The 15947-nt window shown below is 48.5% G+C and carries 11 protein-coding genes; 9 read left to right on the top strand and 2 right to left on the bottom strand.

Annotated elements, in window-relative coordinates:
• Positions 1-204: 204 nt before the first annotated feature.
• From BQ5375_RS03640 to nspC, 9 genes are all read left to right on the top strand, one after another.
• Entirely contained in the window at positions 205-1092 is an 888-nt protein-coding gene (locus tag BQ5375_RS03640; RefSeq protein WP_022131882.1) for a LysR family transcriptional regulator, read from the top strand.
• Positions 1093-1720: 628 nt separating this feature from the next.
• On the top strand, positions 1721-2410 hold the full coding sequence (locus BQ5375_RS03635) for a 5'-methylthioadenosine/adenosylhomocysteine nucleosidase (protein WP_022131881.1): 690 nt from the start codon (positions 1721-1723) through the stop codon (positions 2408-2410).
• A 33-nt stretch (positions 2411-2443) separates the two neighbouring features.
• The gene (locus BQ5375_RS03630) at positions 2444-2905 is read left to right on the top strand and encodes an S-ribosylhomocysteine lyase (RefSeq protein WP_022131880.1); all 462 of its coding nucleotides are present in this window, start codon (positions 2444-2446) and stop codon (positions 2903-2905) included.
• 583 nt (positions 2906-3488) lie between these two features.
• Complete coding sequence (gene speD / locus BQ5375_RS03625) at positions 3489-4247, top strand: adenosylmethionine decarboxylase (protein ID WP_022131879.1); 759 nt, start codon at positions 3489-3491, stop codon at positions 4245-4247.
• A 613-nt stretch (positions 4248-4860) separates the two neighbouring features.
• The gene (locus BQ5375_RS03620) at positions 4861-6318 is read left to right on the top strand and encodes an aminotransferase class I/II-fold pyridoxal phosphate-dependent enzyme (RefSeq protein WP_076917416.1); all 1458 of its coding nucleotides are present in this window, start codon (positions 4861-4863) and stop codon (positions 6316-6318) included.
• A gap of 6 nt (positions 6319-6324) precedes the next feature.
• Positions 6325-7176, top strand: a complete 852-nt coding sequence (gene speE / locus BQ5375_RS03615; RefSeq protein ID WP_022132144.1) for a polyamine aminopropyltransferase — start codon at positions 6325-6327, stop codon at positions 7174-7176.
• Positions 7166-8020 (top strand): agmatinase, encoded by an 855-nt coding sequence (gene speB, locus BQ5375_RS03610; RefSeq protein WP_022132143.1) that lies wholly within the window; start codon positions 7166-7168, stop codon positions 8018-8020. Before speE ends, speB begins: the two co-directional genes overlap by 11 nt.
• Positions 8021-8043: 23 nt before the next feature.
• A complete protein-coding gene (locus tag BQ5375_RS03605) occupies positions 8044-9246 on the top strand; it encodes a saccharopine dehydrogenase family protein (RefSeq protein ID WP_022132142.1) in 1203 nt (400 codons plus the stop codon).
• Positions 9246-10379 (top strand): carboxynorspermidine decarboxylase, encoded by a 1134-nt coding sequence (gene nspC, locus BQ5375_RS03600; RefSeq protein WP_076917415.1) that lies wholly within the window; start codon positions 9246-9248, stop codon positions 10377-10379. The genes BQ5375_RS03605 and nspC overlap by 1 nt, the downstream gene beginning before the upstream one ends.
• A gap of 681 nt (positions 10380-11060) precedes the next feature.
• Here the strand turns inward: nspC and BQ5375_RS03595 are convergent.
• The gene (locus BQ5375_RS03595; RefSeq protein WP_022131708.1) at positions 11061-12959 is read right to left on the bottom strand and encodes a fructose-bisphosphatase class III; all 1899 of its coding nucleotides are present in this window, start codon (positions 12957-12959) and stop codon (positions 11061-11063) included.
• Positions 12960-13051: 92 nt separating this feature from the next.
• Positions 13052-15799, bottom strand: coding sequence for a preprotein translocase subunit SecA (gene secA / locus BQ5375_RS03590; protein WP_022131707.1), 2748 nt, complete (start codon positions 15797-15799; stop codon positions 13052-13054).
• Positions 15800-15947: the final 148 nt, after the last annotated feature.

Here is a 15947-nt window from a genome sequence, read left to right as displayed (position 1 = left end):
CCCGGAAAGCAGAGGGGGATACATACCCTTGCATCTATGCCCTTGCTTTCACTCAATATTCTTATTATAATAGAAATAAAAGTATAAGTAAAATAAATAAATTCAATATATTCTATCAGCACAGCTTATCTTTGAAAATGAAATTAGCAAAACTTGTGCAGATTCACCTTTTTCTCCAAACATTCATCAGGGAGGGAACACAGCATGACCGGAAAACTGGAACATTACCGCGTTTTTTGCAAGGTTGTACAGAACAAAAGCTTCTCCAAAGCGGCACAGGATCTCTTTCTTTCCCAGCCGGCGGTCAGCCAGGCAGTGCGCCAGCTGGAAGAACAGCTGGGCACCCAGCTTCTACTGCGCAGCTCCAAAAAGGTGGAACTGACCGCCGAAGGAAAACTTCTCTATGAATACGCAAGCTCTGCGCTGGGGTTGCTGGAATCGGCAGAACACCAGCTGGGTGGACTGCATGAGTTAAAGGTCGGTCAGCTCCGCCTTGCTGCCGGCGATATCACTGCGCGGCATCTGCTTCTCCCCGCGCTGGAACATTTTCACCAGCTTTATCCACAGGTGCATCTGAGCATCTTTAACCGTACCAGCATGGGCAGCTTGGAACTTCTGCGGGCTGGAAGAATTGATGCTGCCTTTCTGAATCTCCCGATTGAAGATGACCGCATCACCATCCACTGGGAGCGACCTATCCATGACATCTTCGTTGCAGGCGAAAAGTTTTCTTCTCTCAAAGAAAAGACACTTACCCTGCGGGAGCTTGCCGCCCAGCCTCTGATTATGCTGGAAGAAAAGGCAAACAGCCGTCTTTATGTCCAGCGGTTTTTCCTGCGCAAGGGAATTGAGCTCAATCCCGAGATCGAGCTTGCATCCTATGAACTGATGGGAGAACTGGCCCGCATCAATCTGGGACTTTCCTGCATGGTACGGGAGTTCTGTGCCGAAGAGCTCCGGCAAAAGAAGGTGTTTGAGGTAAACTTAGCAGAGCCGATTCCAGCAAGAAGTATCGGAATGGTCAGCTTAAAAGGGGTAAGTCTGCCTCCAGCAGCATCGAGGTTTTTGGAATTGCTGCAGTCGCTGGAATAGCGGCTGTTAGCTTTAAAAATTGAAGTTTTTGATCGAACTTTTTTCAAAAGCAGGCTGAGCCTGCACGCTGTTCGCCTGCGACGCAAAGGCGGTTGGATAGAGAAAAACAGAAGTTTTTAATCGAACTTTTTACAAAAAGTTCGTGGTGTCCAGAGGCAAAGCCTTTGGTCGCTCGTCGCGACGAGCGAAATCCAGAGTTGAACAAGTTCAACTCTTATCGTCAGGCGCATTTTTGAAAGCTCGAGAACTTTTGCAAGAGAAAAAGTTCTCGAAAGCTGATTCTTCGCGCAAACTGATCTCAAAAATTATCCGGTGGATGATTTTTGACGGCAAAAACTTGTTTTTGTTTATATGGAGATATTACTCTATGCGTATCACACAACATGTGCGCCGCATAATCCAGAACAGACAACTGCCTGTTTCCACAGGCAGAGTACTAACGTACTCCAGCATCCATTCTGCTCTGTGCCTCTATTGATTTTTTCATTTTATTGTTAAGTGTCACAGGGGCGTTGCCCCCGTACCCCCACGAGCTTTTTGAAAAAAGCTCGACCAAAAACTTTTGTTCTTCCCTTACTTATGCTATAATATGCTCAAAAACATCCGCCAAAGAAAGGAAGTTATCACCATGAAATGGGGTATTATCGGCGCTATGCCGTCTGAAGTTACACTCTTAAAACAGCAAATGCAGGATATCTGCGAAGTCAATGTAGGACGTCAGGTATTCTGGGAAGGCATCCTGTGCAATCAGGAAGTTGTCGTTTCCTCCTGCGGTATCGGCAAGGTAAACGCAGCAATCACCGCACAGATGATGATCGACCGCTTCGGCGCACAGCGCATCATCAATACCGGAATTGCCGGTGCAATCCACCATGACCTCAAGGTGCTGGACGTTGTGGTTTCCCGTGAGCTGTGCTACCACGACTACAATGCACGCTTTTTACGCGACTATCCACCATATATCGATTCCATCCGCGCAAGCGATCTGATGATCGAAGCCGCTGTTGAAGCATTTGAAGCAATCGACCACGGTTCCTCCTGCTGCTTTGTCGGAAAAATTGCAAGCGGCGACCAGTTCATCGAATCCTCCGAAGTAAAGAATAAAATCGTGGAAGAACATCACCCGATGTGCGTTGAAATGGAAGGTGCTGCAATCGGTCATGCCTGCACTGTAAACGATATCCCATTTGTTATCATCCGCACCATGAGCGACAATGCAGATGACAACGCAACTGAAAGCTATGATAACTTTGAGGAACTCGCAGCAGAACATTCCGCTAATATCGTTCTCGAGATGCTCTCCCGCTGCAAAGACTAATCTCTGATTCTGGATCTGAAAGGAAGATTTTCCATGAAACGAATCGAAAGTTTCTGTGTTAACCACGATAAACTCACCCCAGGAATGTACGTTTCCCGCATTGACGGCGACGCTATCACCTACGATGTCCGCATGGTTGTTCCAAATGCTGGTGTCTATCTGGAAAACGACGGCATCCACACCTTTGAGCACCTGTTTGCAACCTATGTGCGCAACACCGCCGACTCGGATAACATTCTCTATGTCGGACCAATGGGCTGCCGTACCGGTTTCTACTTCATCACCCGGGACAAAATCTCCAAAGCCCGTGCCATCGAACTGGTACAGGAAACCTGCGAGTTTATCAAAAACTTTGAAGGAGAGATTCCTGGTTCTAGTCGTATCGAATGCGGAAACTATCTGGACCACAGCCTGCCAAAGGCAAAAAAATATGCCGAAGATCTCTCCAAGACACTTGTCGGCTGGACCGAAGACAAGATGGTTTATCAGCTGTAATTTTAAAAGGCAATGTTTGATAAGACAACGAGAGACTTTTCCTCTCCCCCGATTTTCTCCTAAAGGACAAAATTTCCCTTTTATTTTTATCTGTTATTTTAGTTTTTTCTGCTAAAGCGACAAATTCAAAAAAGGGAATTGACAACGGGGACAAAATCATTTATATTAAATGCGTCATGGGATACAAAGTTTATCAGAGGTTCCATGCAAATATTTCCTGACCACCCGAGCGCGGGTTAAAGGCCATACGGACAGCCGGGTCAACTGCCGATTGGTGATGTGATATCACCGTTATTGATTGAGTTAGAAGCTCAAATTTTATAAGTTGGTTACTTTATAACCGGTGCGTAATACGTACATCAACTTGTGAAACGGTCAATAAGAGTAGTAAAAGTGAGTATTTGCTATATAGACTCTGAAACTGTGTGATCCCACGGGGGTTCTTTTGCCGCGCTGCGGTGAGGAACGCTCTTACCGGGGCATAGCCCCGAACAAAATTATGGGATTTAACGCAAGTAATGTGCAAGCACGTTACTTGCGTTTTTTGTTTTATATAAAAATTTCAAGCAGGAGGATTGCGGCTATGGGCGAAAAATTAAAGCTGTACGGCTTTAACAACCTGACCAAAGCACTGAGCTTTAACATCTATGATGTCTGCTACGCCAAAACCCCGCGGGAACAGCGGGACTACATCTCCTATATCGATGAACAGTACAATTCCGAACGACTGACTAAAATCCTGACCACCCTGACCGACATGATCGGCGCAAAGGTTCTGAACATTGCCCGTCAGGATTATGACCCGCAGGGAGCCTCGGTCACCATCCTGATTGCCGAGGAAACGATGGTCCCTGTTGGGGAAACCCAGCTTGCCCATCTGGACAAAAGCCATGTCACCGTCCATACCTACCCGGAATATCATCCGGAAACCTGCCTTGCAACCTTTCGTGTGGACATCGACGTCGCAACCTGCGGCGCCATTACACCGCTTTCCACCCTCGATTACCTCATTAGCTCGTTTGATTCGGACATCATCACCATGGATTACCGCGTTCGGGGATTCACCCGCGATGTCAACGGACACAAACTGTTTTTAGATCACAACATTACCTCGATTCAGGACTATATCGCACCGGATACACTGGCACGATATGATGCGGTGGACATCAACGTTTATGAAGCAAACCTGTTCCACACCAAGATGATGCTCAAAGAGGTGGACCTGCAGAACTACCTGTTCAAGACCGATGTTTATGAGCTTCCGCCTAAAACAAGGCTTGCCATCATGAACAACCTCCGCAAAGAGATGATCGAAATTTTCAGCGGCCGCAATATTTACTAGGCTGAACCGGCGGACGGAGGAAGAGCGAAAACAAAAGTTTTGGGTCGAGCTTTTTACAAAAAGCTCGTGGGGGTACGGGGGCAACGCCCCTGTGACAGATAAGAAAAAATATTTAAAAAGATAGGGGCAGGAAGCAGAATAGATGCTGGAGTACGTTAGTACTCTGCCTGTGGAAACAGGCAGTTGTCTGCTTTGACACATGAGTAATACTTTTATATAAACCGAAACGAGTTTCTGCCATCAAAAATCATCCACTGGATAATTTTTGAGGACAGCTTGTGTTTACAATCGGCTCTTGAAACCCTTTTCACTTGCAAAAGGGTTTCAAACTTCCGAAAATGCGCTTGAACGATAAGAGTTGAACAAGTTCAACTCAAGTATTTCGCACTCTGCGGAGTGCGCCCAAAGGCTCTGCCTCTGGACACCGCGAACTTTTTGAAAAAAGTTCGATCAAAAACTTCTCTTTGGCTTCGCCGCAATCTTTCGGAGAATGGCTCAAAGCGCCATTCTCGGGGGCAATGAACGAAAATGTGCTTTAAGCAGAAAGTAAAACATTGCCCATTTGGCTTCGCCGTCAGGCAACACTATATAACTACACAAAGGAGGTCCTATCATGAACCATCTCGATCAGAGCCGCGCACCGATCTACGAGGCTCTCGAAAATTTTCGAAAAATGAGGGTTGTTCCCTTCGATGTTCCCGGTCATAAGCGGGGACGCGGAAACCCTGAACTTGTCGCGCTGCTCGGCGAAAAATGCGTCGGCATGGACGTAAACTCCATGAAACCGCTGGATAACCTCTGTCATCCGATTTCGGTTATCCGGGAAGCCGAAGAACTGACCGCTGAAGCCTTCGGCGCTGCTCACGCTTTTCTGATGGTTGGAGGAACCACCTCCGCGGTGCAGGCTATGATCCTCTCGGTAGCAAAACGCGGCGATAAGATTATTCTTCCCCGCAACGTACACCGCAGTGTAATGGGAGCAATGGTGCTGTGCGGTGCCGTTCCAGTTTATGTAAATCCGGAATGTGACTCTCGACTTGGAATCCCCCTTGGCATGAAGGTTTCCGAAGTGGAAAAAGCCATCAAAGCAAACCCTGATGCGAAGGCGATTCTGGTCAATAACCCGACCTATTACGGTATCTGTTCCGACCTGCGCTCCATCGTAAAGCTTGCTCACCAGCATGGAATGCTCTGCCTTGCCGATGAGGCACACGGCACCCACCTTTACTTTGGCGAAAATCTTCCGATCTCCGCCATGGCAGCAGGTGCAGATATGGCAGCGGTTTCGATGCACAAATCCGGCGGCAGCCTGACCCAGAGCTCGGTCCTGCTCACTGGTCCTGCCATGAATGAGGGCTATGTCCGCCAGATCATCAATCTCACCCAGACCACCAGCGGCTCCTATCTGCTGCTCTCCAGTTTGGATATTTCCCGCCGCAACCTTGCTTTGCGCGGCAAAGAAGCTTTTGCCGGTGTAGTGGAAATGGCAGAATATGCCCGCCGCGAGATCAATAATATCGGCGGCTACTATGCTTATTCTCGAGAACTCATTAACGGCGACAGCATCTATGATTTTGACGTCACAAAGCTCGCGGTCAATACACTTGATATCGGCCTTGCCGGCATCGAGGTCTATGACCTGCTTCGTGACGAGTACGACATCCAGATTGAATTTGGAGATCTGGGAAATCTGCTGGCTTATCTGTCTATCGGTGACCGCCAGCGCGACATCGAGCGTCTGGTAGGCGCACTGTCTGAGGTTCGCCGCCGCTTTGGCAAGAAGGACAAAGCAAACCTGATGAAACAGGAATACATTGATCCCAAGGTCGCCGTTTCCCCACAGGATGCATTTTATGCAGACAAAGAATCCCTGCCGCTGCGGGAAACCGAGGGCAGAGTGTGCAGCGAATTCGTCATGTGTTATCCGCCGGGAATTCCGATTTTGGCTCCGGGTGAACGCATCACCGGACCAATCCTTGACTATATCGAATACGCAAAAGAAAAGGGCTGCTCAATGACCGGACCGGAAGATCCCGATATTCTGCGCCTGAATGTTCTGAAAGGAGTTTAAGACAAGATGGAATTTTGGTTTTCTGAATTGCAGACACCGAATGTAAAACTCTCCATTCGTGTGGATCGTCAGCTTTACAGCGGAAAAAGTGAGTTTCAGCGCATCGATGTCTTTGAATCTCCTGAATTTGGACGATTCCTCACCCTTGACGGCTACATGATGCTAACCGAGAAGGATGAGTTTATCTATCACGAAATGATTACCCACGTTCCGATGGCGGTTCATCCCAACGTCAAAAAGGTGCTGGTCATCGGTGCCGGAGACGGCGGCGTTGTCCGGGAATTGACCCGCTACCAGGAAATTGAACAGATCGATCTGGTTGAGATCGACGAGCTGGTCGTTGAGGTATGCAAAAAATATCTCCCACAGACTGCCTGCCGCTTCGATGATCCAAGGGTACACATCCACTATGAGGACGGACTAAAATTTGTCCGCACCTGCGAGGATGAATATGACCTGATCATCGTCGATTCCACCGATCCATTCGGTCCGGGCGAAGGACTGTTCACCCGCGAATTTTACGGCAACTGCTACAAAGCACTCAAAGAGGACGGCATCATGGTTAACCAGCATGAAAGCCCATTCTATGACGAGGATGCTACCGCCTGCCAGAGAGCGCACAAACGCATCGTCGAATCCTTCCCGATCAGCCGCGTCTACCAGGCACATATCCCAACCTATCCATCCGGACACTGGCTGTTTGGATTTGCTTCCAAGAAATATCATCCGCTCAAGGACCTCGGTGAAGCCCGCTGGAACCTGAGAGGACTTTCCTGTAAATATTATACGACTACATTACATAAGGGTGCGTTTTATCTGCCCGCTTATGTGGAGGAGCTTTTGAAAGATGTTGAATAAAAATGTAGAAGTTTTTATGGGGTGCGATACCGGATGGCACTTTGCTTCCACCGTACTGTTCGGTGCACCATTTGACGGCACCACTTCTTACCGTCCTGGAACCCGCTTTGGAAGCAGTGCAATCCGCCACGAGTCCTACGGCATTGAAAGCTACAGCCCTTATCAGGACCTTGACCTTTTCGACGGCGATGTCACCGATATCGGAGACATCGAACTGCCATTCGGCAGCTCCGAGGCTGCACTGGATGCTATCACCGATCAGACCAGACGCATCCTGCACTCCCACAAACGCCCGTTCATGCTGGGCGGCGAACACCTGGTAACTCTCGGCGCCTTTCGCGCTGTGTTTGAAAAATTCCCGGACGTCCACATCATCCACTTTGACGCTCACGCCGATCTGAGGGATGACTACCTCGGTGTCAAACTCTCCCATGCCTGCGTCCTCAGACGCTGTTGGGAACTGACCGGAAACGGAAAGATCTTCCAGTTTGGCATCCGTTCGGGCGATCGCGAGGAATTTACCTGGGGCAGAACCCACGTCAAAACAAACCGCTTTGACTTTTCCACTCTGGAAGAGGTTGTGGAGCAGCTCAAAGACAAACCGGTCTACTTCACCCTCGACCTTGATGTTCTGGACCCATCGGTCTTCCCTGGAACCGGAACACCGGAACCGGGCGGTGTCAGCTTCGACGAGCTTCGACGAGCTGTTACACTAGTTTGTTCCAAGCTTCGCATCGTGGGCTGCGATGTCAACGAACTGAGCCCACACTACGATCAGAGCGGTGTGTCCACCATCGTTGCATGTAAAATTGTCAGAGAGATGCTGCTTGCATTTCAAAAATAAACTTGATCAGGAGGTCATTTATCATGGGAAAAGTTTTAATCATCGGCTGCGGCGGCGTTGCTTCCGTAGCAATCCACAAATGCTGCCAGAACAGCGAAGTTTTTGAGGAGATGTGCATTGCAAGCCGCACCAAATCCAAATGCGATGCGCTCAAGGAAAAACTCGAGGGCACTACCAAAACCAAAATCACAACCGCACAGGTTGATGCAAACAACGTTGACGAACTGATTGCCCTGATCAACGAGGTAAAACCGGATGTTGTGTTAAACCTCGCTCTGCCATATCAGGATCTGACCATCATGGATGCCTGCCTTGCTACCAAGACCCACTATGTAGATACCGCAAACTATGAGCCAGAAGATACTGCAAAATTTGAGTACAGCTGGCAGTGGGCTTACCGTGAACGCTTTGAACAGGCTGGCATCACTGCACTGCTGGGCAGCGGCTTTGACCCTGGTGTTACCAGCGTATTCTCCGCTTATGCTCTCAAACATGAATTTGACGAGATCAACTACATCGACATCCTCGACTGCAACGGCGGCGACCACGGCTATCCGTTCGCAACCAACTTTAACCCTGAAATCAACATCCGTGAAGTTTCCGCAAAAGGTTCCTACTGGGAAGACGGTCACTGGGTAGAGACCGAACCAATGGAAATCAAACGTGAATACAACTTTGACGGTGTTGGTCAGAAAGATATGTACCTGCTCCATCACGAAGAGATCGAAAGCCTTGCTCTCAACATTCCTGGCATCAAACGCATCCGCTTCTTCATGACCTTCGGTCAGAGCTACCTGACCCACCTCAAATGTCTGGAAAATGTCGGTATGACCTCCATCGAGCCAATCATGTACGAAGGCAAAGAGATCATCCCGCTCCAGTTCTTAAAAGCAGTTCTGCCAGACCCATCCTCTTTAGGTCCGCGCACCAAGGGCAAAACCAACATCGGCTGCATCTTCCGCGGCAAAAAGGACGGCAAGGACAAAACCTACTACCTCTACAACATCTGTGACCATGAAGAATGCTACAAAGAAGTTGGCTCCCAGGCTGTTGCTTACACCACCGGTGTTCCTGCCATGATCGGTGCCATGATGGTGATGACCGGCAAATGGAACAAACCAGGCGTTCACAACATGGAAGAGTTCGATCCAGATCCGTTCATGGATGCACTCAACAAATGGGGCCTGCCTTGGAAAGAAGACCGTGATCCGGTGCTGGTAGACTAATGGAAAAAATCTGCCTTTCTTCCTTTCTTACTCCCTATTTTCTGGTAGACGAACAAAGGCTTCGCAATAATCTTGCAGTATTACAGTCGGTGTGCTCGCGCACCGGCTGTAAAATTCTGCTGGCACAGAAAGCCTTTTCGATGTATTCGACCTACCCCATTATTCGGGAATATCTGGCGGGCACTACTGCCAGCGGCCTTTACGAAGCAAAGCTCGGTCACGATTATTTTGGCGGTGAAACCCACGTTTTCTCCCCTGCCTATCGTGAGCAGGAATTTTGTGAACTCCTGAAAGTTGCCGATGACTTTGTATTCAATTCCCCAACTCAGCTTAAAAAGTACGGTCAGCGTGCCAAAGATGCCGGAAAATCAGTCGGACTGCGTGTCAACCCCGAATGTTCGACTCAGGAAGGCCATGCAATCTACGACCCATGTGCACCCGGCTCCCGACTTGGAACCACCCTTGCAAATTTTGACGAGTCGCTTCTGCCGATGCTGGATGGTCTGCACTTCCACACTCTGTGCGAACAGAATTCGGATGACCTGAAAACTACCGCAGCCGCATTTGAAGAAAAGTTCGGAAAATATCTGCATGGATTAAAGTGGATCAATTTCGGCGGCGGACATCACATTACCCGCCCCGATTACGATATCGAAACTCTTGTTTCGGTAATCGAACATTTCCGCGACACCTACGGCGTACAGGTTTATCTGGAACCTGGGGAAGCGGTGGTATATCATGCAGGATTCATGGTGACAAGCGTGCTGGAAACCCTGCACAACGGCATGGACATTGCCATCCTGGACACCTCCGCTGCCTGCCATATGCCGGATGTGCTGGAAATGCCGTATCGCCCACCACTGAAAGACAGTGGAGAAGCCGGTGAAAAGGCATATACCTATCGTCTGGGCGGACCAACCTGCCTTGCCGGCGATATCATTGGAGATTACTCCTTTGATGTTCCACTAAAAGAGGGTGACAAGCTGGTATTCGAGGATATGGCACTGTACACGATGGTCAAGACCAACACCTTCAACGGGATGCCACTTCCTTCCATCGTATGGCGGGACAAAGACGGTCAGGGATGGCTTGTCCGACAGTTTGGGTATTCTGATTTTCTCTCCCGTTTGTAGGCGGGTTGAACCCGCGAACTGTTCGCGTTGTCGGTTAAGTGCAAACCCGAGACTCTCGCTCTCGCGTAGGTCGCTTGTCTCCGACTGCGCTCGTTGGAAGAAAATAAAAGTTTTACTCAATTTTTTTCAAAAAATTGTGGTTTCCAAAGGCAGAGCCTTTGGTCGCACTCCGCAGAGTGCGAAACTCCTTCTCGTTCAAGCGTATTTTGGGGAGCTCGAGGACTTTTTGCAAGAGAAAAAGTCCTCGAAAACCGATTGCAAGTAGAGTGCGATCTCAAAAATTATCCGGTGGATGATTTTTGACGACGGAATCCCGTATTAGATTGATGCTATTTTTCCTGATTGTTTTTGTATTTATAAAGCAAGTGTTTTTACTGCCGAAAACTTCCCACTGGGAACTTTTCGGGGATAGTTTCTGCAATCCGGCAATTTGTGAAAACTTTTTCTCTTGCAAAAAGTTTTCACACTTTCAAAAATGCGTCTGACGATATGAGTTGAACAAGTTCAACTCGAGATTTTCGCTCGTTACGACGAGCGACCAACGGCTCTGCCTTTGGAATCTGCGAGCTTTTTGTAAAAAGCTCGACCAAAAACTTTCGTTCGCCTTGGGCGCAAATACGGGCAACAAACAACATAAAAACCACCGACCTGATTTAGGTCGGTGGTTTTGTTTTACCCAAATTATGCTTTTGCCGCAATCAGGCCTTCCCGATAGGCAGTCAGCAGATCTTCTAAGTCGGCAATCTGCTCCTTGAGCATCTCGCCGGTATCGGTATCCGCTACCATCAGACGTTTATCCAGTGTTGCTACCTGTTGGGATTGGGAATCAATATCTAGATTTTCCGAAAGTGCCGCTTCCATTCCGGAAAATGGCTGATGGGATTTTAAGCGCATTCCATGCGAATTAAAGATCAAAGTATATCCTGCAATTCCAGTTGTTTTCTGGTATGCCTTACAGAATCCTCCGTCAATTACAATCAGTCGTCCATTTGCCTTGAGCGGATTTTCTCCCTCCATAACGTGAATCGGGGTGTGACCATTAATAATATGCGAATTTTCCGAATACAGTCCAAACTCCCGCAGCAGCATCCGGCAGACAGGCTCGGAATCCTGATAGCGGTAATATGGATTCTTCGGTTCCTTCCAGGTGCTCTCGTCGCTTAAGAAGGTTCGTTCAAAGGTCTTGACCACCCTTCCGGACAACGGCGAGTTGCTTCCACACCACAGATACCACATGAAATCGAGCTCTTTCTGGGTGCGGTCATCCGAAAAATAAGCCCGGCGCGCAATCGAATCCGCATAGTCCATATAGCTCTTGCCCTGATAGATGCGTCCACCAAAATGCAATGCCTTCAGGTTGCCGTCCTCATCCAGCGGAACACAGCCATGGAACAGCAAATTTCCATTAAATTTGCGGTACATGCTGCCATGATTATACAGGAAGGTCACATGACGCTGGAGCTGTTCACTCTCCCGAAACAGTTTTTCCAGCTCATCCATGATTTCCCGCTCAGCAGGGTCGAGCGCATACGGGTCCATTCGGTTGATGGTAGGGAAACGCTTTTCTTTGAGCTCATGCACCACGCCGTCAATATCGATGGTCGCATCGTCAAAGTTTACCTTATCCAGCAGCAGACGTTCCTGCATTCCGTAATCCGGATTGCGGCGTATGATCTGACCTTCCAGCTTAAACAGAATGATGGAAATTGCCTTTTTCGCCGCCTTATTCGGGTCTGTTTCGTCATACATCTTTTCGGCAAACAAAACCAGTGGACGCAGACTGATTCCGTAGCCCTGTTCCAGCACCGAGATATTATTGTAGGAAAGACAGTTGCGTACTACTGCGGCAATACATGCCTGACTGCCGCAGGCTGCACCCATCCACAGAATGTCGTGGTTGCCCCACTCGATGTCCAGTGAGTGATGCTGCATCAGCATGTTAAGGATCGCATCCGGTCGCTCTCCTCGGTCAAAGATATCCCCCACAATATGCAGATGATCGACAGCAAGCCGTTTGATCAGACTGGACAGCGCAATGATAAAATCGTCGCCTTCTCCCAGTTTTAACAGGGTATCGATAATCTTCTGATGGTAAACAAACTGATTGTTATCCTCATCTGCCTGAGCATGCAACAGCTCATCGAGGATATAGCTGTATTCGGACGGCATTGCCTTTCTGACCTTGGAACGAGTGTATTTGGAAGAAAGCATCTTGGCAAGATCAATCAGGTTCTGCAGCACAAACCGATACCACTCCTCGGTATTTCTTCCTTCCTCATTGATCTTCTCAAGCTTTTCCTCCGGATAATAAATCAGAGTACACAGACTGGACCGTTCTCTTGGCGTCAGTGTTCCCTCAAACAACATGTCTACCTTTTCACGGATAACTCCCGCAGAGTTATTGAGGATGTGAGAAAAAGCCTCATATTCTCCGTGCAGGTCACTCATAAAATGTTCGGTCCCCTTTGGCAGGTTCAAAATTGCCTGAAGGTTGATGATCTCGGTACAAACCTGCTGGCGGGAACGATATTTCTCGGACAACAGACGCAAGAACTTGATCCGGTCATCAGTAATATTCATTTTGGCACCTCATTTCCTGATATTTTGATATAAAATAACCGGAAGCGAGCAAAACTCGACAGGTCTTGTCACTTCCGGTATTGGTTCATTATTTATCTGCCACAGCAGTTTTTATATTTTTTGCCGCTTCCGCATGGACATGGGTCATTTCTTCCAACCTTTTTGCCCTGACGTTTGATGGTTGCCGGAGTTACGGTGCCATCCGAGCTGGTTGCAGTTGGCTGTGCTACCTGCTCACGCTTTGGAGCTTCCTGCGGCTGTGCCGAGTTTGGTTTGCGGAATGGAGCCAGCAGCAGAATCTTGACGGTTTCCTCGCGGATGCTTGCGATCATCTCGTCGAACATGTCAAAGCCTTCGATACGGTACTCAACAACTGGGTCCTTCTGTCCGTAGGAGCGCAGAGAGATACCTTTCTTGAGCTCATCCATTGCGTCGATGTGATCCATCCACTTGGTATCAACCTCTTTGAGCAGAACAACACGTTCCAGCTCACGGGTGATGCTTTCGCCCAGATCTTCCTCACGTTTTGCATACAGTGCATGGACTTTTTCCTTAACTTTGTCGCCCAGCTCTTTTTTGTTAACCTTCTTGAGGTCATCACCGGAGATCTCCAGAACATCGCCTGCAATCATACCGATAAAGTAGTTGCGGAAACCTTCCATATTCCAGTGTTCCGGTTCCACACCTTCCGGCATGTACATCTGCATTGCAGAATCAACAGTTTCATCCATCATGGACAGGATGGAATCCTTGAGGTTTTCACCATCCAGAACCTTGTTGCGCTGTGCATAGATGATTTCACGCTGTTTGTTCATAACATCGTCGAACTGCAGTACGTTCTTACGAATACCAAAGTTGCGTCCTTCGATCTTGCTCTGTGCGTTTTCGATGGTGCTGGTGAGGATTCTGTTTTCAATTGGCATATTCTCGTCGATCTTCAGAGAATCCATCATGTTGGTGATGCGGTCACCGCCGAACAGTCTCATCAGATCATCTTCCAGAGAGAGGTAGAAACGGGAGCAGCCAGGGTCGCCCTGACGTCCGGAACGTCCGCGCAGCTGGTTGTCGATACGTCTGGATTCATGACGCTCGGTACCAACGATGAACAGACCGCCTGCTTCACGAACCTTGTCTGCCTCTGGACGGAGTTTTTCTTTGAACTCCTTGGAAAGCTCGGTAAAGCGTTTGCGTGCTTCGATAATTTCTTCATTATCGGTATCGCCGAAACCAGTTGCTTCTACAATCAGCTCTTCATAGTAGCCTTCTTTGCGCATCTGGTTCTTTGCCAAGAATTCAGCGTTACCGCCCAGCATGATGTCGGTACCACGACCAGCCATGTTGGTTGCGATGGTTACCGCACCGTACTGACCAGCCTGTGCAACGATTTCTGCTTCTTTTTCATGATATTTTGCGTTGAGCACCTGATGCTTGATGCCATGGCGTTTGAGCAGGTTGCTCAGACGTTCGGAAGTTTCGATCGAAACGGTACCAACCAGAACCGGCTGTCCCTTTTCGTGGCATTCTTTTACCTGCTCAACAACTGCGTTGAATTTTCCGTTTTCGGTTTTATATACAACGTCCGGCAGATCTTTACGGATTACCGGCTTGTTGGTTGGGATCTCGATAACGTCCATACCATAGATCTCACGGAACTCCTGTTCCTCGGTCATTGCAGTACCGGTCATACCGGAGAGCTTTTCATACATACGGAACAGGTTCTGGTAAGTGATGGTAGCCAGAGTCTTGGACTCACGTTTTACCTCAACGCCTTCTTTTGCCTCGATTGCCTGATGCAGACCTTCGCTGTAACGGCGTCCATTCATGATACGGCCGGTAAATTCGTCTACGATCATGACTTCACCGTCTTTTACAACGTAGTTGATGTCACGATGCATGGTTCCGTGTGCTTTGATTGCCTGGTTGATGTGATGCTGGATTGTGGAGTTCTCCATGTCCATCAGGTTTTCCAGGCCAAAGAACTCCTCTGCCTTCTTAACGCCGGCTTTGGTCAGGGTTGCGGTCTTTGCTTTCTCGTCTACGATGTAGTCTGCGTCAACAACATCATCGTGTTCTTCCTTGTCGTCCAGCTCTTTTACCTTGTACATGCGCAGGCTTCTTGCAAAGCGGTCTGCAATCTTGTACAGGTCGGTGGATTTATCACCGCGGCCAGAAATGATCAGAGGAGTTCTTGCTTCATCGATGAGGATCGAGTCAACCTCGTCGACTACTGCATAGTAATGTCCGCGCTGAACACGGTTTTCTTTGTAAATCTGCATGTTGTCACGCAGATAGTCAAAACCAAACTCGTTGTTGGTGCCGTAAGTAATATCTGCTTTGTATGCTTCCTGACGCTGTGCAGGCTCGATGTCGTGGATAACCAGACCTACCTTGAGTCCCAACCAGCGGTATACCTTGCCCATCTCTTCCGAGTCACGTTTTGCAAGGTAATCGTTGACAGTAACAACATGAACACCTTTTCCGGTCAGAGCGTTTAAGTATACTGGCAGAGTTGCAACCAGGGTTTTACCTTCACCGGTCTTCATCTCTGCGATACGGCCCTGATGCAGAACGATACCACCGATGATCTGTACCGGGAAGTGCTTCATACCAAGCACTCTCCATGCAGCCTCACGGCAGGTAGCAAATGCGTCCGGCAGGATGTCGTCGAGTGTTTCACCGTTTGCAAGACGCTCTTTGAGCTTTGGAGTCATGTCTTTGAGTTCTTTGTCCGACATCTTGGAGTACTGTTCCTCCAGACTCAGGACCTTGTCGCGAATTGGATAGATTCGCTTTAATTCTCTTTCGGAATAGGTTCCGAAGATTTTATCCATTAATCCCATAGTATTTTTACACCTCATTTATTTTTAAAGGCTCTGCCTTGTGTCCACCCGTTTGCCAGAAAACCGGTCATTGGTAAACCGGCAGAACCATCGGAAAAGGCTGCTTCTTTTAATATGAAAATAAGTCATAGCATATCTATGATATTGT

Source organism: Negativibacillus massiliensis (assembly GCF_900148495.1).
GTDB lineage: Bacteria > Bacillota > Clostridia > Oscillospirales > Ruminococcaceae > Negativibacillus > Negativibacillus massiliensis.
This window is presented reverse-complemented; position numbering and strand designations above follow the sequence as displayed.

Bases quoted from the DNA above. Each gene is read 5' to 3' on its own strand.
- BQ5375_RS03620 (WP_076917416.1), top strand. From the start codon at position 4,861: ATGAACCATCTCGATCAGAGCCGCGCACCGATCTACGAGGCTCTCGAA.
- nspC (WP_076917415.1), top strand. From the start codon at position 9,246: ATGGAAAAAATCTGCCTTTCTTCCTTTCTTACTCCCTATTTTCTGGTA.
- BQ5375_RS03595 (WP_022131708.1), bottom strand. From the start codon at position 12,959: ATGAATATTACTGATGACCGGATCAAGTTCTTGCGTCTGTTGTCCGAG.
- speE (WP_022132144.1), top strand. From the start codon at position 6,325: ATGGAATTTTGGTTTTCTGAATTGCAGACACCGAATGTAAAACTCTCC.
- speD (WP_022131879.1), top strand. From the start codon at position 3,489: ATGGGCGAAAAATTAAAGCTGTACGGCTTTAACAACCTGACCAAAGCA.
- BQ5375_RS03605 (WP_022132142.1), top strand. From the start codon at position 8,044: ATGGGAAAAGTTTTAATCATCGGCTGCGGCGGCGTTGCTTCCGTAGCA.
- BQ5375_RS03635 (WP_022131881.1), top strand. From the start codon at position 1,721: ATGAAATGGGGTATTATCGGCGCTATGCCGTCTGAAGTTACACTCTTA.
- BQ5375_RS03640 (WP_022131882.1), top strand. From the start codon at position 205: ATGACCGGAAAACTGGAACATTACCGCGTTTTTTGCAAGGTTGTACAG.
- secA (WP_022131707.1), bottom strand. From the start codon at position 15,799: ATGGGATTAATGGATAAAATCTTCGGAACCTATTCCGAAAGAGAATTA.
- speB (WP_022132143.1), top strand. From the start codon at position 7,166: ATGTTGAATAAAAATGTAGAAGTTTTTATGGGGTGCGATACCGGATGG.
- BQ5375_RS03630 (WP_022131880.1), top strand. From the start codon at position 2,444: ATGAAACGAATCGAAAGTTTCTGTGTTAACCACGATAAACTCACCCCA.